Below are 17,437 nucleotides of genomic sequence, written 5' to 3' on the forward strand. Positions count from 1 at the left end.
GGGGTCAAGGTGCAGGACCGCTATACGGCCTGCACCTTTGAGCTGGCGAGGTCAGTCATCGCTGTCCAACCAGAAGGGCACCTCCCGTGTACGGTCGCGACGCCCAGCACCCTCGGCCCAGAACGGGCTGATCGGAGCGTCCTTGTCCTTGCGGGACCCGCTCAGCCAGGTACCGCCTTCGCCGCTGCTCTGCTCACTGGAGCTCGGTGCTGGCGCGGGTCGGGCAGGCGGCGGGGTCCGTTTCTCACCCCGGGTGCCAGGCCCAGCCCACCGGGAGGGGCGAGGCAGTGTGCTGCCCTGGGGCGGGGTCTCCGTGCGGCCTTCGAACAAGCCGGTCCCTGAGGCAGAGGAGTCCGCTCGTGGAGGCGCGGCGTCTTTACTGGCACGCGGTGCCGCTTCGGCGCGATGCGCGTTACCGGAGGAACCTGTCCCGAACACTGAGCTCCATCCGGTGTCTCCGACCCCGGTGTAGCCGCCGGCCGGGCGCGGCGGAATGGCCCCGCCACCGCCGGTTCCTTCGAAAAGACTGTTGCTGGCGGATGACGCCGTGCTGAGTCGGGGTGCTTGGGAGGAGTCCCGTTGCGGTGCGACGCCAGCCCTTGAGGCACCGCCGGATTTGGAGCTGCCGTCGAGGTTCAGCGGAGGCGGAGCCGCTTTACCCGGGGTCCGGCCGTAACCCGCCACTCCCCGGGCCCGCGCACGACCGCCGCTCTCGGTAGCGGTCGCACCCTCGTTGTCGCCTTCCGCCGCGGTGGCAACGCCCTCGGCTTCTGCTGCATCGGCACCGGCTGCCGCTCCTGCTGTCGCTGCCGCACCAGCCGGAAGAGCAGCGGCCCCAGCCGCAAGCTGTGGTGCCCGATCAAGGCCCCACTTCTGCGCTTTCATGTAGGCCACGGGCGGCAGGACATTCGCGCTGGCGGCCAGCACCCGGCTGTTGAGCGCATCGTTGACCATGCGCGAGGTGAAAGTGTTGGCGTTCACCGAAGCGAAGAGGTTCGCGAAAGGCTTGCGGTAGATGAACAGCGCCACGGTGAACAGAGCCAGCAGAATCATCTGAAGGCCCCAGCCAAGGTCAGTGGCCATCACCAGGCCGTAGCACATGACCAGAAGAGAAATAAGCAGAACGATAAATACCTGCTTGAGCAAAAGCCCGAGAAGCATCTCGAACCATCGCACCAAGACAGTTCGACCGTATCCTGGGTGAACTCCAATCAGCAAAAATATAGGGGAAAGCAACAGGAGCAAGAGGAACCCTATTTTTAGAACAATAAGAGCAACCGCTCCAGCAAGTATCAGCCCTCCAGCAAAAACAGCAGAAAAGAGGGCCAATGTTGCTACACCAAGACGGTTTCCCTGCTGACTCCCCTCAAACAATGGATAAACTTCAGGATAGGTTCTTTCGATGTTTTCGGCTATCTCTTGATAGCTTTCCTGTTTTTGAGAAACAAGTTCAACAGGGTCAATTTCCCCTTGTTCAATTCTATACTGCTCCAGCCTGCTTATGGCTTGCGCCTCCAATAGAGGAACCGCATATTGTTCAGCAGCAGCATCCGCAACCAATCCGCTTCCAAAAACTCCTGCCACCCACGGCCTACACACAAGGCCAGACCAGAGCATTTGAGAATTCTGACGGACAGCAAAATCTCCGTCTGATTCCCAGTCTGCTTTCTCGAGTTCGGGAGCTCCAGCAGGACAAATCGCAGAAGCCCCTGAAACTGTCACTTTGGCGACAGCGGAATTAACAAGACTCCCGCCCGCGTTGACTACGGTGCTCGCATATCCCAGGATCTGCCCGGGGTTAACGAGTATCCAGATACCCAGGGTGGTAGCGACCACCATCCATACGGCGCTTTCGATGGTCAGAGTGACCCGTTTGCGGATAAGGCCGTACCAGCCCAGCCACACCGCACCGAGGATGATCACTGTGGGCAGGAGCGGGCGCCAGATTCCTTCCCGGAGTTCACCGATAACGTTTTCAACCAGACGGTTAAAGTTGTCCAGCAGGCCATCCGAGGTAGCCGCCTGATAGACGGTGATCGTCGACTGGTTGATCGTCTTCGACAAGTCCCAGGCGGTATTGCTCAGAGTGGCCATCGCGCTGGAACTCAGTTTGTCCACGCAGGATTCGCGGATGGTGTGCCACTGCTGTCCGGCAGTTCCGTACTGGCCGTAAATGCTGGCGTCCGGAGGAAGGCCGTCGGGAGAAGCCGCCGCTGCATCCGCTGCTTGAGGCGGTACCAACAATCCGTCTACACCCGAGCCTGCTGCTTCAGGTTGGGGTGCTGGCTCCCCTTCACAACCCGGAACGGCGGCTTGCACTGAGCCGATCGGGACGAGTAGAAAAGCCAACATTAACGCGGCCAAAAAAGCGACCCTTCGCAGGTCGAACCGCCGAACCCGGCCCAGCAGTGTCATGGCAGCGGCTCCCGAATGTCCCGCGTGGTGTTGCCCACCAAAGCGCCGTCCTCCTCAACCTGGGGCTTTCGCCGTGTCGGGTTGGTGTCAAGCCACCGGAGCAGCTCTTCCGAAACGAGGTCGACGGCGATACGTCCGGCTCGCCCGTCGAGATCCCGGAAAATGCATTCCCCATTTCCGAGGTTGCGCAACGCAGCAATGTGTTCTTCGGAAGGCTCGATTCCAAGTAGCGACATCACGTTACGCACCTCGACCCGCTCTGTGGAGCGGAAAGCGAAAACACTGGAGATGCAGTTGGTGACCTGTTCGTTCAGCAAGTCACCGGCGTTTTGGCTGACCAGAATGAGCGCCGTATTGCGGGAGCGCCCCATACGAGACACTTCAGGCACCAATTTGGCACCTTCCGGTGTCGAAGTGACCGCCCATGCCTCGTCGAGGAAGATCGCCTTGGGCACCCGCCAGTCCAAACCGTTCATCAACCGGCGGGCGAACTGGCTAACCAGGTAGAGCAAGGCCACGCTGAGCCGCTGCTCGTAGCTGTAGTCGTCACGGTGGACCGTCGAGTCCGGCAGGGTGAGACCGCCGAGGGTGAACACGGTCGTCCATCCCTCCGTGTCGACCTGGGTGTCACCCTGCGGGTGGAAACAAAGCCGGGCCAACCGCATCTCGGACATGGACCGCAGGACCGCGCCCAGGTTGCGGGATGCGGCGTCGTCTGCGGACTCCAGGTAGGTGACGACCTTGCCGAGGCTGGGCTGCGGCTGGTCGGCGACCGCTGCCACCGCCTGGATCATCGCGGATTCGCGTTCCTCGCTCATGCGGGGCAGCAGCAGCCGCAGGGTTTCCGTGGCCATCGTCTTCTTTGTCGGCAGGTCATCGCCGAACCCGAACGGGTCGAGCAGCCCGGCCTGTGCCGACTCCAGCGCCATGATGCGCGCTTTGCGGCCGCGCCGCTGCAGCAGTTTCACCAGGGATGCGGCGTCGCCCTTCGGGTCGATCGCGGCAACCGTGACCCCGCGCAGCGCCAACTGGTAGATGAGCAGCAGCGCCAGTGTAGTTTTACCGCCGCCGGGCTCCCCGGTGATGGCGATAGCGGTGGGACGGTTGCGGGCAGCCGCAACCAGCGGGTCGAAGTGCACGATGGACCGTGCCCGGCCGATAGTCTCCCCGATGTACGGGCCGATCCAGCCCGCGCCACTGGAGTCTTTGCGGTCGCCGAGCTCCACGGTGGCGGTGGGCATGCCGCCCGCGATCGTGCGCAGCGGCTGGCGCTGCACGTACGCTTCCAGGCGCAGCCGGTCCCCCGGCAGCGATTCGCAGAACAGGGAGAACTGGTCGCCGGTGGATTGGGTGAGGTCGATACCGATGTCCCGGTAGTGTTCGGTGACCGCTTCGACCCGTTGCACGAGCAGGTCGTAGGTGGGGGCGGCCACGATGAGCCGATACCAGCCGTACACGAACGGCAGCCGCTCTTTCGTGATGCCGTGCTCCAGCATGCGGGCGGCGTTGATCTGCTCCACCAGGGCGATGTCGGGTTCGGCCCCGGCTTCGCTCATGTGCGCCTGCATGTCGCGGGCATGCGCGAGACGGCGCGACACGTCCTTACTGGCCTTGGCGGGCGGCACCAGTTTCATGCGCAGCGACGCTTCCACGGGGAACGGGAGCGCGTCCGCGTAGTGCAGCCACGGTTCGCCGTCCGGGAACGGCATCAGGTCAGGGAAGCGGGAGAACGACAGGTAGGAGACGTAGGCTTCCCCGCCGGGCTGTTCCAGGCGCAGGTAGGAGCGGCCGTTGTGGATGACTCCGTCGACGAGCGCTTCGATTTCGCCGCGGCCCCAGCGGCGGCGTCCCGCAGCCGACTCTCGGGGTTCTTCAATGGTGGCGGTGACGGAGTGGCGGAGCAGCCACGCGAGTTCGCTGGCCCGGGCGTGGCGGGCATGCAGCGAGCTGGCGGCGAGTGCCCGGCCAAGGCGTTCGGCTTGGGCGGTCCAGCGGGCGATCTCCCGGTCGTCGACCGCGTCGTCTTCCAAGCCGAGGGTGCGCTCAGTGCGCTGGTAGATGCCGAGCAGTTGCGCGAACACGCCTTGGGAGAGTTGGGCGCGCACCCCGCGCTGCCCCAGGCGCACCCCCAGGTAGACCTCTTTGGTCCAGAAGTCTTTCGCCCACACGTGCCGGTACATTTCGTCGAGGTACTCGTACCAGCCGGGCCCCGAGTCGGATGTTTCATCGAGCCGGGTCGCCCATTCCACCGCCGGATAGGTGCGGTGGGCGATCCGCAGGTGCACTTCCGCGTCGTTCATCCGGATCGCGGCGAGCGCGATCGTGATGTTGGTGGCGAAAGCTTCGCGCTCCTCCGGTGTGGAGAACTCGTAGGAGAAGGTGGGCAGGCGGAAGTAAGCCCATGCTTCGGTGTCGCTGAGCAGCACGCGATCGTCGAAGTAGCGGACCGCCAGCCTGCTGGCGCGTCTGCTGAACTTCATCGGCTCTCCTCCTGCGCTGATGTGGGGCGGCGAAGCGGCGTCGGGGCGGCCGTTTCACTTCGTTGGTGCCCGGTGTGGCTAAGGTGGTCGGCGACGACCGCCGCGAGTGCGGCGTAGGCGCGGCGGGTGGTGTGCCGCAGGGACCGGACTTCGATGACGGACTGGGCCGAAGCGATGTGGTCGTCCCACGGGATGCGGACAATGGCGCGGCAGTTGCCGCGGGCGACTTGCTCAGCGGCGTCCACGTCGGTGAGGCTGCGACGGCTGACCCCGTTGATGACGACGATCGACCGGGACCGCAAGTCGGTGTAGCCGTGGCCGTCGAGCCATTCGAAAGTCAACGCGACTGAGCGGGCCGCGTCCGCGCTGGCGGGGGCGACGAGGACGAGTCCGTCGACGACGGGCAGGGCCCGGGCCACACCGGTGGCGGCCGGGTCGAGCAGGATGATCTGGTAGTGCCGCCGCAGGGTGCCGGTCAGGGTGACGTAGTCGCGGTCGTCGAGGGTTTGCACGTACGGGTCGTCGAGGGTGGCGACGACTTCCAGTCCGCTGGGGGTGCGTGACGTGTAGTCGCGCAGGGTGGAGTAGGCGTGCAGGGCGTCGGTGTTGGCCAGCAGTGAGGTGAGGGTTTCCGGGGTTTCGGTGCGGATGCGCCGCGACAGGCTCTCCGGTCCCGGGTTGATGTCGACGGCGACGACATGGTCGTCGCGGTAGGCGGCCAGGGTATGGCCGAGCATGAGGGTGGTGATGGTCTGTCCCGCGCCGCCAGTGCAGCCGAGGACGACCACGCCGCGGGAGCCCGCCAAGGGTTTGCGGAGCCGTTCCATTTCGGCGGGCGACAGTTGGGGTTTGGCGTTGGCGGAGTGTCCGCCGGTGACGACGCGAGCCAGTCGGCGCCAGCCGCGCGTGCCGGAGGCGTCTTTGAGGGAGGCGGGTTTGGTGCCCGCGGAGGTGCCGCCGCGGGGCGGGGTGGCGCCGGTGAAGTGCTGCTGTTCCCCGGTGCCGTGGTCGAGCTGCAGGTCGGGTTTGCTGGGTGCGGGGCGTTTCTCTGCTTCGTCGGTGTGCTGGTCCGGGGTGCTGGTGCCTCGGGCGGGGGTGAGGATGCCGCCGACTTTGCGCGCGTTGTCCACGAACCGGGTGAAGAGGCCGCGGTCCGTGTCCGAGCCGGTGGTGGTCGGCTCGGGTTCGGTGTCCGGGGTGCGCTGGGGGGCTTGGCCTGCGGAGCGGACTCCGCGGGCGAGCCGGTTGGAGTGGCGTCGGGGCAGCGGGTCGCGGTTGTCCCCGTCGGCCGGGGTGGTGCGTTCGGCAGGGTCGGTGAAGCCGCGGCTGCGCAGCGCGGCCTGTTCGATGGCGGCGAGTTCTTCTTCGGTGCGGCGGGGGCGGACCGCGTCCACGAAACTGTCCAGCTCCCCGGTGCCGTGGTCGATCTCCAACCGCGGCTTGCCAGACGCGGAACGGCCCGCAGACCGCTCACCAGCCTGCTGCACCGGCTCCGGCTGCTCACCCCCACGGGACGCAGCCGACTCCTCCTCACCGCGACGCGGACGCACCGCATCAACGAAACTGTCCAGCTCCCCGGTGCCGTGGTCGATCTCCAAGCGTGGTTTCCCGGATCCGGCGGCGCGGATCTGCTCGGCGAGGGAAGGCAGGGTGGCGGAGACGTCTTCCTCCCATGCTGCGGGTTCGTCGCTGTCCGCGGCAGTGGGGGACGGTGCGGCGGGGGCGGGTTCGGGGCCGGTGTCCTCCGGCGTCCCGGAATCGGCCTGCGGGTCAGGTTCGGCCGGGACGGCTGGTTCGGCGGGGACAACAGCCGCGTCCTCTGCCGCGGAGACGTCCGCGGTGTCGCGAGGCTCCTCCCACGGGGAAGGCGCAGGCGACGGTTTCGGGGCAGGCACACCGGTGTCGCTGGTCCGGGCCACCGGCGGAAGGTCCCAGGGGGCGGCGTGCGGGCGCGGCCGGTTGGAGCGGCGCTGCGGCCGCGGCTCCTCCGCGGGGGCGGGCAGGGCAGTGCCCTGGCCGGTCTGGAGGGCCGGTTCCGCGGTGCCGCGGACGACCGGTTCGGCTGCGGCCCGAATGTCCTCGGACCGGGTCTGGGGTTCTTCGGTGGGCGTGGGGTGTGCTGCAGCCTGCGCTTCGTGGGCTTCAGCACGGGCGCGGGCCCGCTGCATGCGCCGGGCGATCACGTGGCTTTGGGCGCGGCCGCGCAGGCGGCGTTTCGCTTTCCGGTGTGCTGGCTCGGCAGCGTGGTCGGCGAAGTCGTCGGCTCGGGACGGCTGGGTGGGAACGTCAGCAGTGGAGGTGGGCTCCGCGTCCGGTTCCGTGTTGGGGGCGGGCGCGGATTCCGCGGCGAGTGTCGGCTCCGGTTCGGGTGCTGCCATGATCTCCTCGGCTCGGCGGCGTGTTGCGGCACGCTCCTCAGCCGCTCTGCGTTCCTCCTCGTCCCGTGTCGCCGCGGCGTCCGGTTCACGGGCGTGCGCGTCAGAGTCCTGCGGCTCGGGCTGGGTGTCCCCAGCGGGGACCGCGACCGTCTCGGCCGCGGTGGACGGGTGGTCGTCGTTGCCGGTGGCGGTGTCCCCTGTGTCGCGTCCCGTCCGGAACGCCGGGGCGTCGTCCCGGTTCTTGCGGGGGGCCAGTTCTGCCCGGCGAGCGGCAGCAGTCGAGGAGGCGAGGGGTGCGGGAGCGGGCTCCTCCTGGCGGGCAGGAGGGTTCTCGGGGAGGGCGAAACCGAAGTAGTTGAGGACGCGCCGGAACAGCGGCGGCTGGGCGGACCGCCGCTCCTCGGGTTCGTGGTGGGCGGGTGTAGGGGTGGGGGAGGCCGCCGGTGCACCGTCGGGTGTCGCAGCGGGCTCGGAGTGGTCTTCGCGGGCCGAGGCTTCAAGAACCTCGGTTTCCGGTTCGGTGTGTCGAATAGTGGTCCTGCCGAGTCCGGGGAGGGGTCCCGCAGCCGGGTCACGGCGCCACACTCGGGCCGTGACGATGATGCGGTCCGGCTCGTACTGGGGGACGAGCCGGGTGTAGACCCGCGCCTCGGTGGCGTAGACGAGTTGGGAGCGCAGCAGTTCGGTGAGGCTCTTGCCTTCGATGACGGGGCGGGTGGCCAGGAACGTGATCACGCCGGGCGGGACAAGCCACACCACGTGCCAGGGGGTGTGGAAGGGGACCCCGAGCAGCCCCATCAGCAGGCACCAGACGACGGACGTGCCCACGAACACACCGATGGTGACGAGCGAGACCGGGACCGGCAGCCGGAAGTCGTACAGCTTGTACAGCCGTTTCTCGATACGCCAGATCCTGGTGTATGTGGGCAGATCCACGTCCCCGGCCTCCTACTCGGTGCTCACGCCCATGGCTCGCGCGATAGCAACGGCGAGGACCTCGATGATCCCGGGCACATAGAAGACGATCCCAATAAAGATCGCCAGGATGATGAACTGCGCGAATCGCGTGATTTCCCTGGTGAACAGGAAAAAGATCGCGACGATCGACACGATCACCAGGAACAGGGGCCCGAAAAATCCGCGGAGCCAGTCCGCTAGCCCTGTGGTGTTGGGGCTGTCCGTAACCTCGGCGGCCAGATGCAACGTTGTGGATGCCGCGGCGGCCAGGTCGGCTGCAAAGCCGGTGAGGAGGGAGAGCATTTAGCCGACCCCCTCCCTTTCCTGGGTACTGTCCTGCATGGTCCTTGCCTCTCTTTGCACAATGGCTGGCCTAATCGCGACCATTGTGGCGCGCCCGTCAGTCAAACGAGTTGAGCGCGCCGCGGATGTCGCGTACGTACCAGGACCCGTCATCTCCGACAACGGTGACGTCGTAGCTTTGGGTGAGTTCCGCGGTGGTGTCCCCGCCGCTTCCGTCCGGGATCAGCCACACCACGGTGACTTGGGCGACGCGCACGTCTTGGGTGGCTCCGGGGACCGCGGGAGGCACTTTGGTGTCGGTGATCTTGCCGAACCGGAGGAAGTCGCCGGGGAGTGCGGTGACCTCGGCGCCCGGTTCGAGGTAGCGGTCCAGGTGCTCGTGGTTGTGCGCGTAGGCTTCGAAGAAGCCTTTGAGGATCGGTTCGAGTTCTGCCCGCGCCTCAGAGTCGGTGGCGAACGAAGTGTCGGGCAGGCTGGCTTTCTCGGGGGCGGCGAGGAGGGCGGGGCGGCCGGAGACGACCAGGGCGGTTCCTTCGCTGTCGGCGGCGTAGACGGGCACGTCGAGCGTCATGGGTTCGCCGTTGACGTTGACGGCGAGCCGCACGAGCGCGTTGTGCTCGTCTTTCACCTCGACGGTGATGACTTCAATGCCGGTAGCGGACAGTTGGACCCCGGGCAGGTCGAAAGCGGTGACACGGCCTTCCGGGACGAACTGGGCGAGGGCTTCAGCGCGTTCGCTCGCTTTTTCCGGATCGGCGTTGAGATAGGCGTCGGCGAACCGCACGGCGAGAGAGGCTGCGGCGGTTTCCGGGAATTCCACGGTGTCTTCGCCAACCGGCTGCTGCGTGGACTGGGGAAAGAAGTTCTCGCGTATCGGCAGCCACACGCCGTTGACGATCACCACGATGATGAATGCCCACAGCACGGCGCGGCCGACCCAGAGCCACCAACGGCCCCCCGCACCGGCCCGGGGACGCCGTCCCCCACCGGGCTGCGGGGCGGCGTCGAAGGTCTCGTCCGCTTCGGCGGGAGCATCCTCGTCAATGACGCTCCCGCGCCCAGCGGCTGACCTGCCAGCCATTGCGCCTCCATCCACACACGGGCGCGCCCCGCCGCGGGGCCGCCGGTTCCGCCATCCGTCTGTTGTTTATCCCATCTTCCATAGTGCGGCATGATCCGGGATCTACGCGCGGATTACCGGAACGTGTTTCTTTCCCGCTCTCAATACCTGACCTGGACTGATCGGGCAACAGCACGATACAGTCACGTCAATTTTCTCTGCGGTATCAGAAAACGGCCACCCCTTGCGGATATTTACGGGTGATCCGAAAAAACGGAAAAGGCGGGTGGATAGCGCAGGAAGCTGATCTTCTCAGCGGAGCTGCGGAGGAACTCCCCCACAGCAGCGGACACAGCACGCATGCGGAACGTCCCTCCCAGGCAACACGGCATCCGCGCTCCACGCTGCGGAGAGGGAGCCTGCGCTGCCGTCCGCCCCTCGTACCGGGCCGGGTGCGGGCAGCGGCAGCGGAAACGCGGGGCCGCGCCTCCACGGTCGAGGCCAGCGCGGCCGCGTCACGCAAGCGCGGGGGTGCGCTCCCCAGTGGGAACAGGGCACCCCGCACCGTCAGCAGAGCCGCTGGGCGGAGACTGCTCCGCCGCGGCGCCCGTTAGACGTTGAACCGGAACTCCACCACGTCCCCGTCAGCCATCACGTAGTCCTTGCCTTCCATGCGGACCTTGCCCGCGGCCCGGGCTTCCTGCAGCGAGCCCGCTGCCACAAGGTCGTCGAAGGAGACCACTTCGGCTTTGATGAAACCGCGCTGGAAGTCGCTGTGGATCACCCCGGCCGCCTCGGGGGCAGTAGCGCCCTTCCGGATCGTCCAGGCGCGCGCCTCCTTCGGCCCCGCGGTGAGGAACGTCTGCAACCCGAGAGTGTCGAAACCGACCCGGGCCAGTTGTGCCAGGCCGGACTCGGTCTGCCCCATCGACTCCAAGAGTTCGGCTGCCTCGTCCTCGTCGAGCTCGCTCAGCTCCGCTTCGAGCTTGGCATCCAAGAAGATCGCTTCGGCCGGGGCCACGAGTCCGGACAGTTTGGCGCGGAACGCCTCGTCGGCGAACGCTTCCAGGTTGCCGTTGAACACGTAGAGGAACGGCTTGGTGGTGAGCAGGTTCAGTTCGCGCAGCAGTCCGACGTCCACGCCGGCCTCAGCGGCCCCCGAGAACAGGGTTTTTCCGGAGTCGAGGACTGTGCGCGCCTTCTCCGCTGCGGCAAGCGTCTCCTGCTTCTCCTTGTCCTTGGCGTTGGCTCTGGCTTCCCGGGCCAGCCGGGTCAGCGCTTTGTCCAAGGTTTGCAGGTCGGCCAGGATGAGCTCGGTGTTGATGGTCTCGATGTCGCGCGCGGCGTCCACAACCCCGTCGACGTGGGTCACGTCGGGGTCCTCAAACACCCGGATGACCTGGCAGATCGCGTCGGTCTCCCGAATGTGGGCGAGGAACTGGTTGCCTAGCCCTTCCCCTTCGGAAGCCCCTCGGACAATCCCCGCGATGTCCACAAAAGTGACCGTGGCCGGAACAGTCCTGGCCGAGCCGAAGATCTCGGCGAGAGTGTCCAGCCGCGGGTCGGGGACACCGACCACTCCGATGTTGGGTTCGATCGTGGCGAAAGGATAGTTCGCCGCCAAGGCGTCGTTCTTGGTCAGCGCGTTGAACAGTGTGGACTTGCCGACGTTCGGCAGGCCGACGATCCCGATAGACAGACTCACGACTCTCGAGTCTAGACACCCGTTATGAGCGGTCAGTGCCAGCAGTAATCCCCGTCGTCCCGATGATCGACCGGAATCCGATCCCTCCTAGGGCGACACGAAACACACCGGAGAACCGGACACCTCACCCGAAGTGAGACACTGGCCACTATGAGCCATCACGAGGGGAGGAACGGTGACGACACGGCGGGACACGTGGGAAGTCCGGGTGCCGCGGCGGTCTGCTGCCGCACCGCGGCGGTCCGCGTCCGCACCCCGGCACCGCGCCGGTGCTTCGCCTTCACCACCCCGTGGACGGGTTCGGCTCACAGCCCGCGGCGCGGTGCTCTGCATCGTGCTCGCCAGCCTGGTCTCCGCGCTGCTCGCCACCGCTGTCGCCTACCCGCCGGTCAACGGCGCCGGTTTTGTGCTCGCCTGCGGGCTAGCCGTGCTGACCGTGCGTCCCCAAGACCTGCTGACGTTGAGCGTGAGCCCGCCGCTGGCCTACTTCTGCGGGGTACTCCTCGCTGAATGCGTGCTGAGCGTAGGAGCCGACAGTGTGCTGCGCAGCGTGGCCATCGGGGTCGGGCTCCGGCTCACCGACGCTGCCCCGTGGCTCTTCGGCGGGACCGCGCTGCTGCTGGTGATCGCCCTGCTGCGCGGACTGCCGCAGAACGTGCGGGAGTTGCGCGCGGAACTCACCACCCGGCACCGCCGCGGTTCCCGCCGTCTGTCGTGACCGCTCAGGCCGGGGAGACGGGGAGCGGCTTGCCGACCAGGGACTTGTCGTTCTTCGACCGCCGGGTCCGCAGTTCCCGGGGCAGAGCGAACGTTATCTTCTCCCGCTCGGTCTCCACTTCCTCCACGTCGGTGAAACCGTAGGTGGCGAGCCGCTCCAGCAGCTCCCGCACCAGGATCTCCGGCACCGACGCGCCGCTGCTGACCCCGATAGTGGTCACGCCTTCCAGCCACTCCTCCTTCAGATAGGTGGCGTTGTCCACCAGGTAGGAGGCGCGGGCGCCCGCGTCGCGGGCCACTTCCACCAGGCGGACCGAGTTGGAGGAGTTGGACGAGCCCACCACGATGAACAGGTCGCACTGCGGAGCGATCGCCTTGACCGCGGCCTGACGGTTCGACGTGGCGTAGCAGATGTCGTCGCTGGGCGGGTCGATGAGGTTGGGGAAGCGTTCCCGCAGCGCCTGAACTGTGGCGTTAGTCTCATCCACCGACAGGGTGGTCTGCGACAGCCACGCCACCCGGTTGGGGTCGCGGACCTTGATGTTGGCGACCTCTTCCGGGCTGTCGACGATCTGGATGTGCTCGGGAGCGTGGCCGCTCGTGCCCTCGACCTCTTCGTGCCCCTCGTGCCCAATGAGAATGATGTCGAGGTCCTCGGCGGCGAACCGCTGGGCTTCCTTGTGGACTTTAGTGACCAGCGGGCAGGCCGCGTCGATAGTCCGCAGCTTGCGTTCCGCCGCCTCCTTGTGCACCTGGGGGGAGACGCCGTGGGCGGAGAAGACCACGGTGGCGCCTTCCGGCACTTCGGAGGTCTCCTCGACGAAGATGACACCGCGCTCCTCGAGGGTGCGCACCACATGCGTGTTGTGCACGATCTGCTTACGCACGTAGATGGGGGGCCCGTACTGTTCGAGGGCCTTTTCGACGGTGTGGATGGCGCGGTCCACCCCGGCGCAGTAACCGCGGGGTTTGGCGAGGAGAACACGGCGGCGATTCGTCGCAGTCATGCCCCCATCCTACGGTCCATACCCGCTAGCGCGGGCTTTTGGGCACGCGAAGGGGCGTAAGCGCCGCTTTGGTCCCGTATCGGTCCCGAACTGGTGAATTCCGTTTCGCTCTCCTGCGGTGATGCGTAAAACTCCCCTATTCTGGCTATCTGCGCAATACAGCACATCGTCGCCGTCCCGACGTGTCCCCGCAACACCGTCGGATGTGCTCACACCGTTGTGACCGTGACCACTCAGGAGCCTCCGAGTCCCATGTCGAAGCCCTCCCTGATCAACAGAATCGGTGACGCGTTCAAGCGTCTGTTCGGTAGGTCGACCCGTCCCGTGGTGTCCAGCAAGCCCGAGGACATGGCCGCCGCTGACGTCCCAGCGAAGCGGGCCGAGGGCGCGGTCAGCGAAACGATTCCGGCGCAGACCGCGGACGCGGACGCCGCGGCGGAGTTCGCCACGGAGGCGGTCTCCTCCGACGAGCAGCGTCCCACCGAGCCGCCGGAGCCGATCAAGCCGTTGGAGACGTCGAAAGCTCCCGAAGCTGCGGCAGCACCCCAGCAGGCTCCCGAAGAGCCTCTGGCAGAGAAGAAGAAGGAGGAGGAGAAGCCGGCGGAGGCCACGGCCAAAGCGGAGTCGTCGTCCACGGAGCCGTCCGACGCTCAGTCGTCGCCCGCCGAGGAGAAGGCGGCGGAGCAGCCCGCAGCCGCGTCCGAGGAGAAGGCCGAGCCCGCCGCGGACGCAGAGCAGGCCCCCGCAGAAGCCCCTCTCCCCAACTACGACTCTCTGACCCTGCCGTCGGTCCGGGCCCGGCTCCGCAAGCTCACCGTCGACCAGGTCCGCCAACTGCGTGCCTACGAAGCCGCGCACGCCAACCGTCCCGAGTTCGTGCGCATGTTCGACAACCGGATCAAGAAACTCGAGGAGCAGCAGTCTGCCGAATAAACGGTTCGCTACGGGGGTGACGGCATGACCACCGGGGCTGGACAGACACGGTCCAGCCCTGGTCCTGTTCCAGCTCGGAGACGATACGGGTCCGCCGGCCGTCAGCCACTCCCCGGGATGAGTCCTGGCTCGTATCGTTGGAGCAACGCGAGCGTGACTCGGAGGCGAAGGAGTACTCCCCCATGGGCAAGGCGCTGGTGCTGGGCGGCGGCGGCATCGTCGGACTCGCCTGGGAGATCGGCGTCCTGACAGGGCTGCGGGACGCGGGCGTGGACCTGCGCGACGCCGACGTAATCCTGGGCACGTCGACAGGCGCGATCGCGGCCGCCCAGATCGTTTCCGGGGTTGCGCTCGACGAACTCTACGAACGCCAACTTGCCCCGGCGGGCGCCGAAGCTGCGGCGCGCCCGCACTGGTGGGTGCGGGCGCGGGTCGCCGGGACACTGCTGACCGCGCGCTCCCCCAGGCTGGGGCGGGCCCGGGTAGGGCTGATCGCAGCGTCCTCTGCCCGGTTCTCCCAAGCCGTGCGGGAGCCGCTGCTCGCCGCCCACCTGCCAGCCCGGGACTGGCCGGAGTCCACCCACCTGGTGGTCACCGCGGTCGATGCCCGATCCGGAGCCGTGCGGGCCTTCTCCCGCACCGACGGGGTCGACCTGCTGCACGCGGTCGCTGCGAGCAGCGCAGTACCGGGACTGTGGCCGCCGGTGGCGGTCGACGGGCGGTGGTACATCGACGGCGGGGTGCGGTCCGCGACCAACGCGGACCTGGTTGCCGGGCATGAACGCGTTATCGTCGTCGCGCCTTCCCCGCGCGGTCCCCTGCTGTGGCGGCAACCGGTCACGGTCCCGTTCCCGGAAGGCACGCAATGCACGTGGGTCACCCCCAGCCCGGAATCGCGTGCCGCGTTCGGCCGGGACTTGTTCAACCCGGCGCGGCGTGCCGCAGCCGCCCGGGCCGGGCGGGGCCAGGCCGCGGAAGTGGCGGTCCGGGTCGCCCGCACGTGGGGCGTGTGACCGGGCATTCCCCTTCCCCTGTCACCGGTCGCGTCTAGGCTCCTCGTATGGGCATGGAGAGTTCCCCCGAGTCCCCGCAGCCGGTACGTGTGGTCTTGCAAGCCGTGGGCGGCTGGATTGGACGGCTCGGCCGGATCTGGATCGAGGGGCAGGTCGCGGAGCTGCACCGCCGCGGCGGCATGGCTTACATCACGCTGCGTGACCCGGTGGCGAACGTGTCCGCCCGGGTGACCTGTTCGATCCGGGTGCTGCGGGCCGCTGACCCGCCCCCCGAGCAGGGAGCCCGGGTGGTGGTGTACGCCAAACCCGACTTCTATGTGCCGCGCGGCACGTTCTCGTTCCAAGCGTTGGAGATCCGCCATGTCGGCCTGGGCGAGCTGCTCGCCCGGTTGGAGCGGCTGCGGCAAGCCCTGGCCGCCGAGGGGTTGTTCGCGGAGTCCCGGAAGCGGAAACTGCCGTTCCTGCCCGGGGTGGTGGGGCTGATCTGCGGACGCGACTCCGCCGCGGAACGGGACGTGCTGGAGAATGCGCGGCGGCGGTGGCCCGCCGTCCGGTTCGAAGTGCGCGAAGTCGCAGTCCAAGGCGATCGTGCCGTGCCCGAGGTCATGGCCGCGCTGGAGGAACTGGACGCGCACCCCGAGGTTGATGTCATCATCATCGCGCGGGGCGGCGGCTCCCTGGAAGACCTGCTGCCGTTCTCCGACGAGGCCCTGGTGCGTGCGGTCGCGGCTGCCCGCACCCCCGTGGTCAGCGCGATCGGGCACGAACAGGACACGCCGCTGCTGGACTATGTGGCGGACCTGCGGGCCTCCACGCCCACGGATGCCGCCAAGAAAGTCGTCCCTGACGTGGGAGAGCAGTGGGAGCTCATCCGCCAGCTGCGGGACCGGGCGCGCCGGGTGCTGGAAGGCGGAATCGCACGGGAAGAAGCGTGGCTGGCGAGCATGCGGTCCCGCCCTGTCCTGGCCAACCCGGTCCAGGAAGTGGAACGGAAGATCGAGCAGGTATTCGACTTGCGGGACCGGGGACGCCGGGCGCTCACCGCTGCCCTCGACCGGGCCGGAGACAACCTCGCTCACATCCGTGCCCGGTTGCATGCCCTGTCCCCCGCCACCACGCTGGCACGGGGGTACGCGATCGTGCGGCGTGCCGACGGCACGGTGGTGCGTTCCGCCGCTGAGGTGGCCCCCGGGGAGGAGCTGCGGTTGCGGTTCGCCGAGGACGGGCTGGTCGCGATCGCTCAAAACCGAGAGGAGGACGAGCTGTGACAGCCGAAGAGAACCCGCCGGCTGAACCGGAACTGAGCTACGAGGAGGCCCGCGAAGAGCTGGTGGCGGTGGTGCGCCGCTTGGAGTCGGGCGGGTTGACACTCAAAGAGTCGCTGGCGTTGTGGGAGCGCGGCGAAGAGCTAGCGAAAACGTGCGAGGCGTGGCTGGAAGGCGCCCGCGCCAAACTGGCTGCTGCGTTGGCCGAAGACACCCCGGAGCCCGAGGAGGGCGCCCCGTTCTGACGGCGGCCGTCCAGGGGCGCCGCCGTGGACCAGCAGCGGGACTGCTTCCGCGCAGCCGGGCCACGCGGGCCGGAAAAGGACCGGGCGGCACTTCCCCGGCACGGCGGTGTCCCGCCACGTCACGTCGTAGGGCTGTGCCGCCGCACCGTGTTCTGCCTGCTCGTGGAACAGTCCCGCGCCGCGCTGTCGGGGCGCTGCCGCCCCGCCGTGGCTGGAGCGCGCGCGGAAATGTCCTGCCTAAAGAGGGCGTGCTGTCAGGGCTGGGACGCGCACCGGGCCACCGGTGCCGCTAGCGGGGCGAGCCCTTAGACCGGGTAGACCGCAGTCACTCCTGTGCGGGGGTCTGCGGTTCCAGCGCCCCCGCAAGGGTCTCCAGTTCCTCATAGGAGGCACCCCCGCTGACGATGAGCGTGGCGTCGTCGGTCCGCAGCACGAGGGAGCGTTCGTCCTCGACTTCGTTGTACCGGCGTTCCCAGACTTGGCCGTTGATCGTCGACTCCCCGTCGGGTTCGCCCCTCATCGTGACTTCGGCGATGAACGCGTCCGGGTCAGCGTCGCTGATGTGGAACGCGGCATGCCGGTCCTCGGGGGTAGCGAACCCCACCGACCAGCGGACCGGTTCGGTCGGCTCCTCTTCGGTCAGCGCGCCGCCGTCGTTCAGCCGCGAACTCGTGGGGGTCCACCCCTCGGGCAGTTGGTCCTGGTCAGGCGCGTACGCCTGGTAGGGCGCGATCTCGCTGAGGGTCAACGCGTCGGGGGTGTAGTCGACGGTAGGGATCTGCTCCGACCGTCCCGAGTCCACCACCACCGTGATCAGGACGACCAGGGCGATCAGTGCGCCCAGCACGATCGCGTAGCCCAGGAAGGTGTTGTCGCTCCGACGGCTACCGCTGCTCATGTGATTCTTCTCCACCCCGTCTCTCGGTTCTGCTGCTTCCCAGCTTGCCCGATGGTCAGGG

General features: G+C 67.5%; 13 protein-coding genes. 5 read left to right on the plus strand and 8 right to left on the minus strand.

All coding sequences use genetic code 11. The annotated features are described in order from the left end of the window. Nucleotides 1–51: 51 nt before the first annotated feature. The 6 genes from CW348_RS07190 to ychF all read right to left on the minus strand — a co-directional run bounded on the left by CW348_RS07190 (nucleotide 52) and on the right by ychF (nucleotide 11,298). Nucleotides 52–2,415, minus strand: a complete 2,364-nt coding sequence (locus CW348_RS07190) for a type IV secretion system protein (RefSeq protein WP_287463234.1) — start codon at nucleotides 2,413–2,415, stop codon at nucleotides 52–54. Further along, entirely contained in the window at nucleotides 2,412–4,895 is a 2,484-nt protein-coding gene (locus tag CW348_RS07195; RefSeq protein ID WP_011290924.1) for an ATP-binding protein, read from the minus strand. The genes CW348_RS07190 and CW348_RS07195 overlap by 4 nt, the downstream gene beginning before the upstream one ends. Beyond that, on the minus strand, nucleotides 4,892–8,209 hold the full coding sequence (locus CW348_RS07200; RefSeq protein ID WP_287463236.1) for a conjugal transfer protein: 3,318 nt from the start codon (nucleotides 8,207–8,209) through the stop codon (nucleotides 4,892–4,894). Before CW348_RS07200 ends, CW348_RS07195 begins: the two co-directional genes overlap by 4 nt. A 12-nt stretch (nucleotides 8,210–8,221) precedes the next feature. Continuing rightward, on the minus strand, nucleotides 8,222–8,533 hold the full coding sequence (locus CW348_RS07205) for a hypothetical protein (protein WP_011290922.1): 312 nt from the start codon (nucleotides 8,531–8,533) through the stop codon (nucleotides 8,222–8,224). Between the two features lie 97 nt (nucleotides 8,534–8,630). Then, on the minus strand, nucleotides 8,631–9,614 hold the full coding sequence (locus tag CW348_RS07210) for a conjugal transfer protein (protein WP_104612945.1): 984 nt from the start codon (nucleotides 9,612–9,614) through the stop codon (nucleotides 8,631–8,633). Nucleotides 9,615–10,203: 589 nt separating this feature from the next. Next, nucleotides 10,204–11,298, minus strand: a complete 1,095-nt coding sequence (gene ychF / locus CW348_RS07215) for a redox-regulated ATPase YchF (RefSeq protein WP_011290920.1) — start codon at nucleotides 11,296–11,298, stop codon at nucleotides 10,204–10,206. Between the two features lie 175 nt (nucleotides 11,299–11,473). Between ychF and CW348_RS07220 the strand changes: the two genes are divergently transcribed. Next, nucleotides 11,474–12,016, plus strand: a complete 543-nt coding sequence (locus CW348_RS07220; RefSeq protein ID WP_011290919.1) for a DUF6542 domain-containing protein — start codon at nucleotides 11,474–11,476, stop codon at nucleotides 12,014–12,016. A 4-nt stretch (nucleotides 12,017–12,020) separates the two neighbouring features. On the opposite strand, the gene CW348_RS07225 is transcribed toward CW348_RS07220, so the two are convergent. Next, complete coding sequence (locus tag CW348_RS07225; protein WP_011290918.1) at nucleotides 12,021–13,022, minus strand: 4-hydroxy-3-methylbut-2-enyl diphosphate reductase; 1,002 nt, start codon at nucleotides 13,020–13,022, stop codon at nucleotides 12,021–12,023. A 252-nt stretch (nucleotides 13,023–13,274) separates the two neighbouring features. Here CW348_RS07225 and CW348_RS07230 point away from each other — a divergent pair, with 252 nt between their 5' ends. The 4 genes from CW348_RS07230 (at nucleotide 13,275) to CW348_RS07245 (ending at nucleotide 16,478) form a co-directional block, all read left to right on the plus strand. Then, nucleotides 13,275–13,955: a hypothetical protein gene (locus tag CW348_RS07230; RefSeq protein WP_104612946.1), complete on the plus strand. Its 681-nt coding sequence runs from the start codon at nucleotides 13,275–13,277 to the stop codon at nucleotides 13,953–13,955. Between the two features lie 182 nt (nucleotides 13,956–14,137). Beyond that, entirely contained in the window at nucleotides 14,138–14,968 is an 831-nt protein-coding gene (locus tag CW348_RS07235; protein WP_104612947.1) for a patatin-like phospholipase family protein, read from the plus strand. Between the two features lie 47 nt (nucleotides 14,969–15,015). Continuing rightward, nucleotides 15,016–16,236, plus strand: a complete 1,221-nt coding sequence (gene xseA, locus CW348_RS07240) for an exodeoxyribonuclease VII large subunit (RefSeq protein ID WP_011290915.1) — start codon at nucleotides 15,016–15,018, stop codon at nucleotides 16,234–16,236. After that, nucleotides 16,233–16,478 carry an exodeoxyribonuclease VII small subunit gene (locus CW348_RS07245; RefSeq protein ID WP_011290914.1) on the plus strand — a complete coding sequence of 82 codons (246 nt, stop codon included), beginning with the start codon at nucleotides 16,233–16,235 and terminating at the stop codon, nucleotides 16,476–16,478. The genes xseA and CW348_RS07245 overlap by 4 nt, the downstream gene beginning before the upstream one ends. A gap of 325 nt (nucleotides 16,479–16,803) precedes the next feature. On the opposite strand, the gene CW348_RS07250 is transcribed toward CW348_RS07245, so the two are convergent. Continuing rightward, complete coding sequence (locus tag CW348_RS07250; protein ID WP_011290913.1) at nucleotides 16,804–17,376, minus strand: DUF4245 domain-containing protein; 573 nt, start codon at nucleotides 17,374–17,376, stop codon at nucleotides 16,804–16,806. Nucleotides 17,377–17,437 lie beyond the last annotated feature (61 nt).

Source organism: Thermobifida sp. (assembly GCF_017577275.1).
Taxonomy (GTDB): Bacteria; Actinomycetota; Actinomycetes; order Streptosporangiales; family Streptosporangiaceae; genus Thermobifida; species Thermobifida fusca.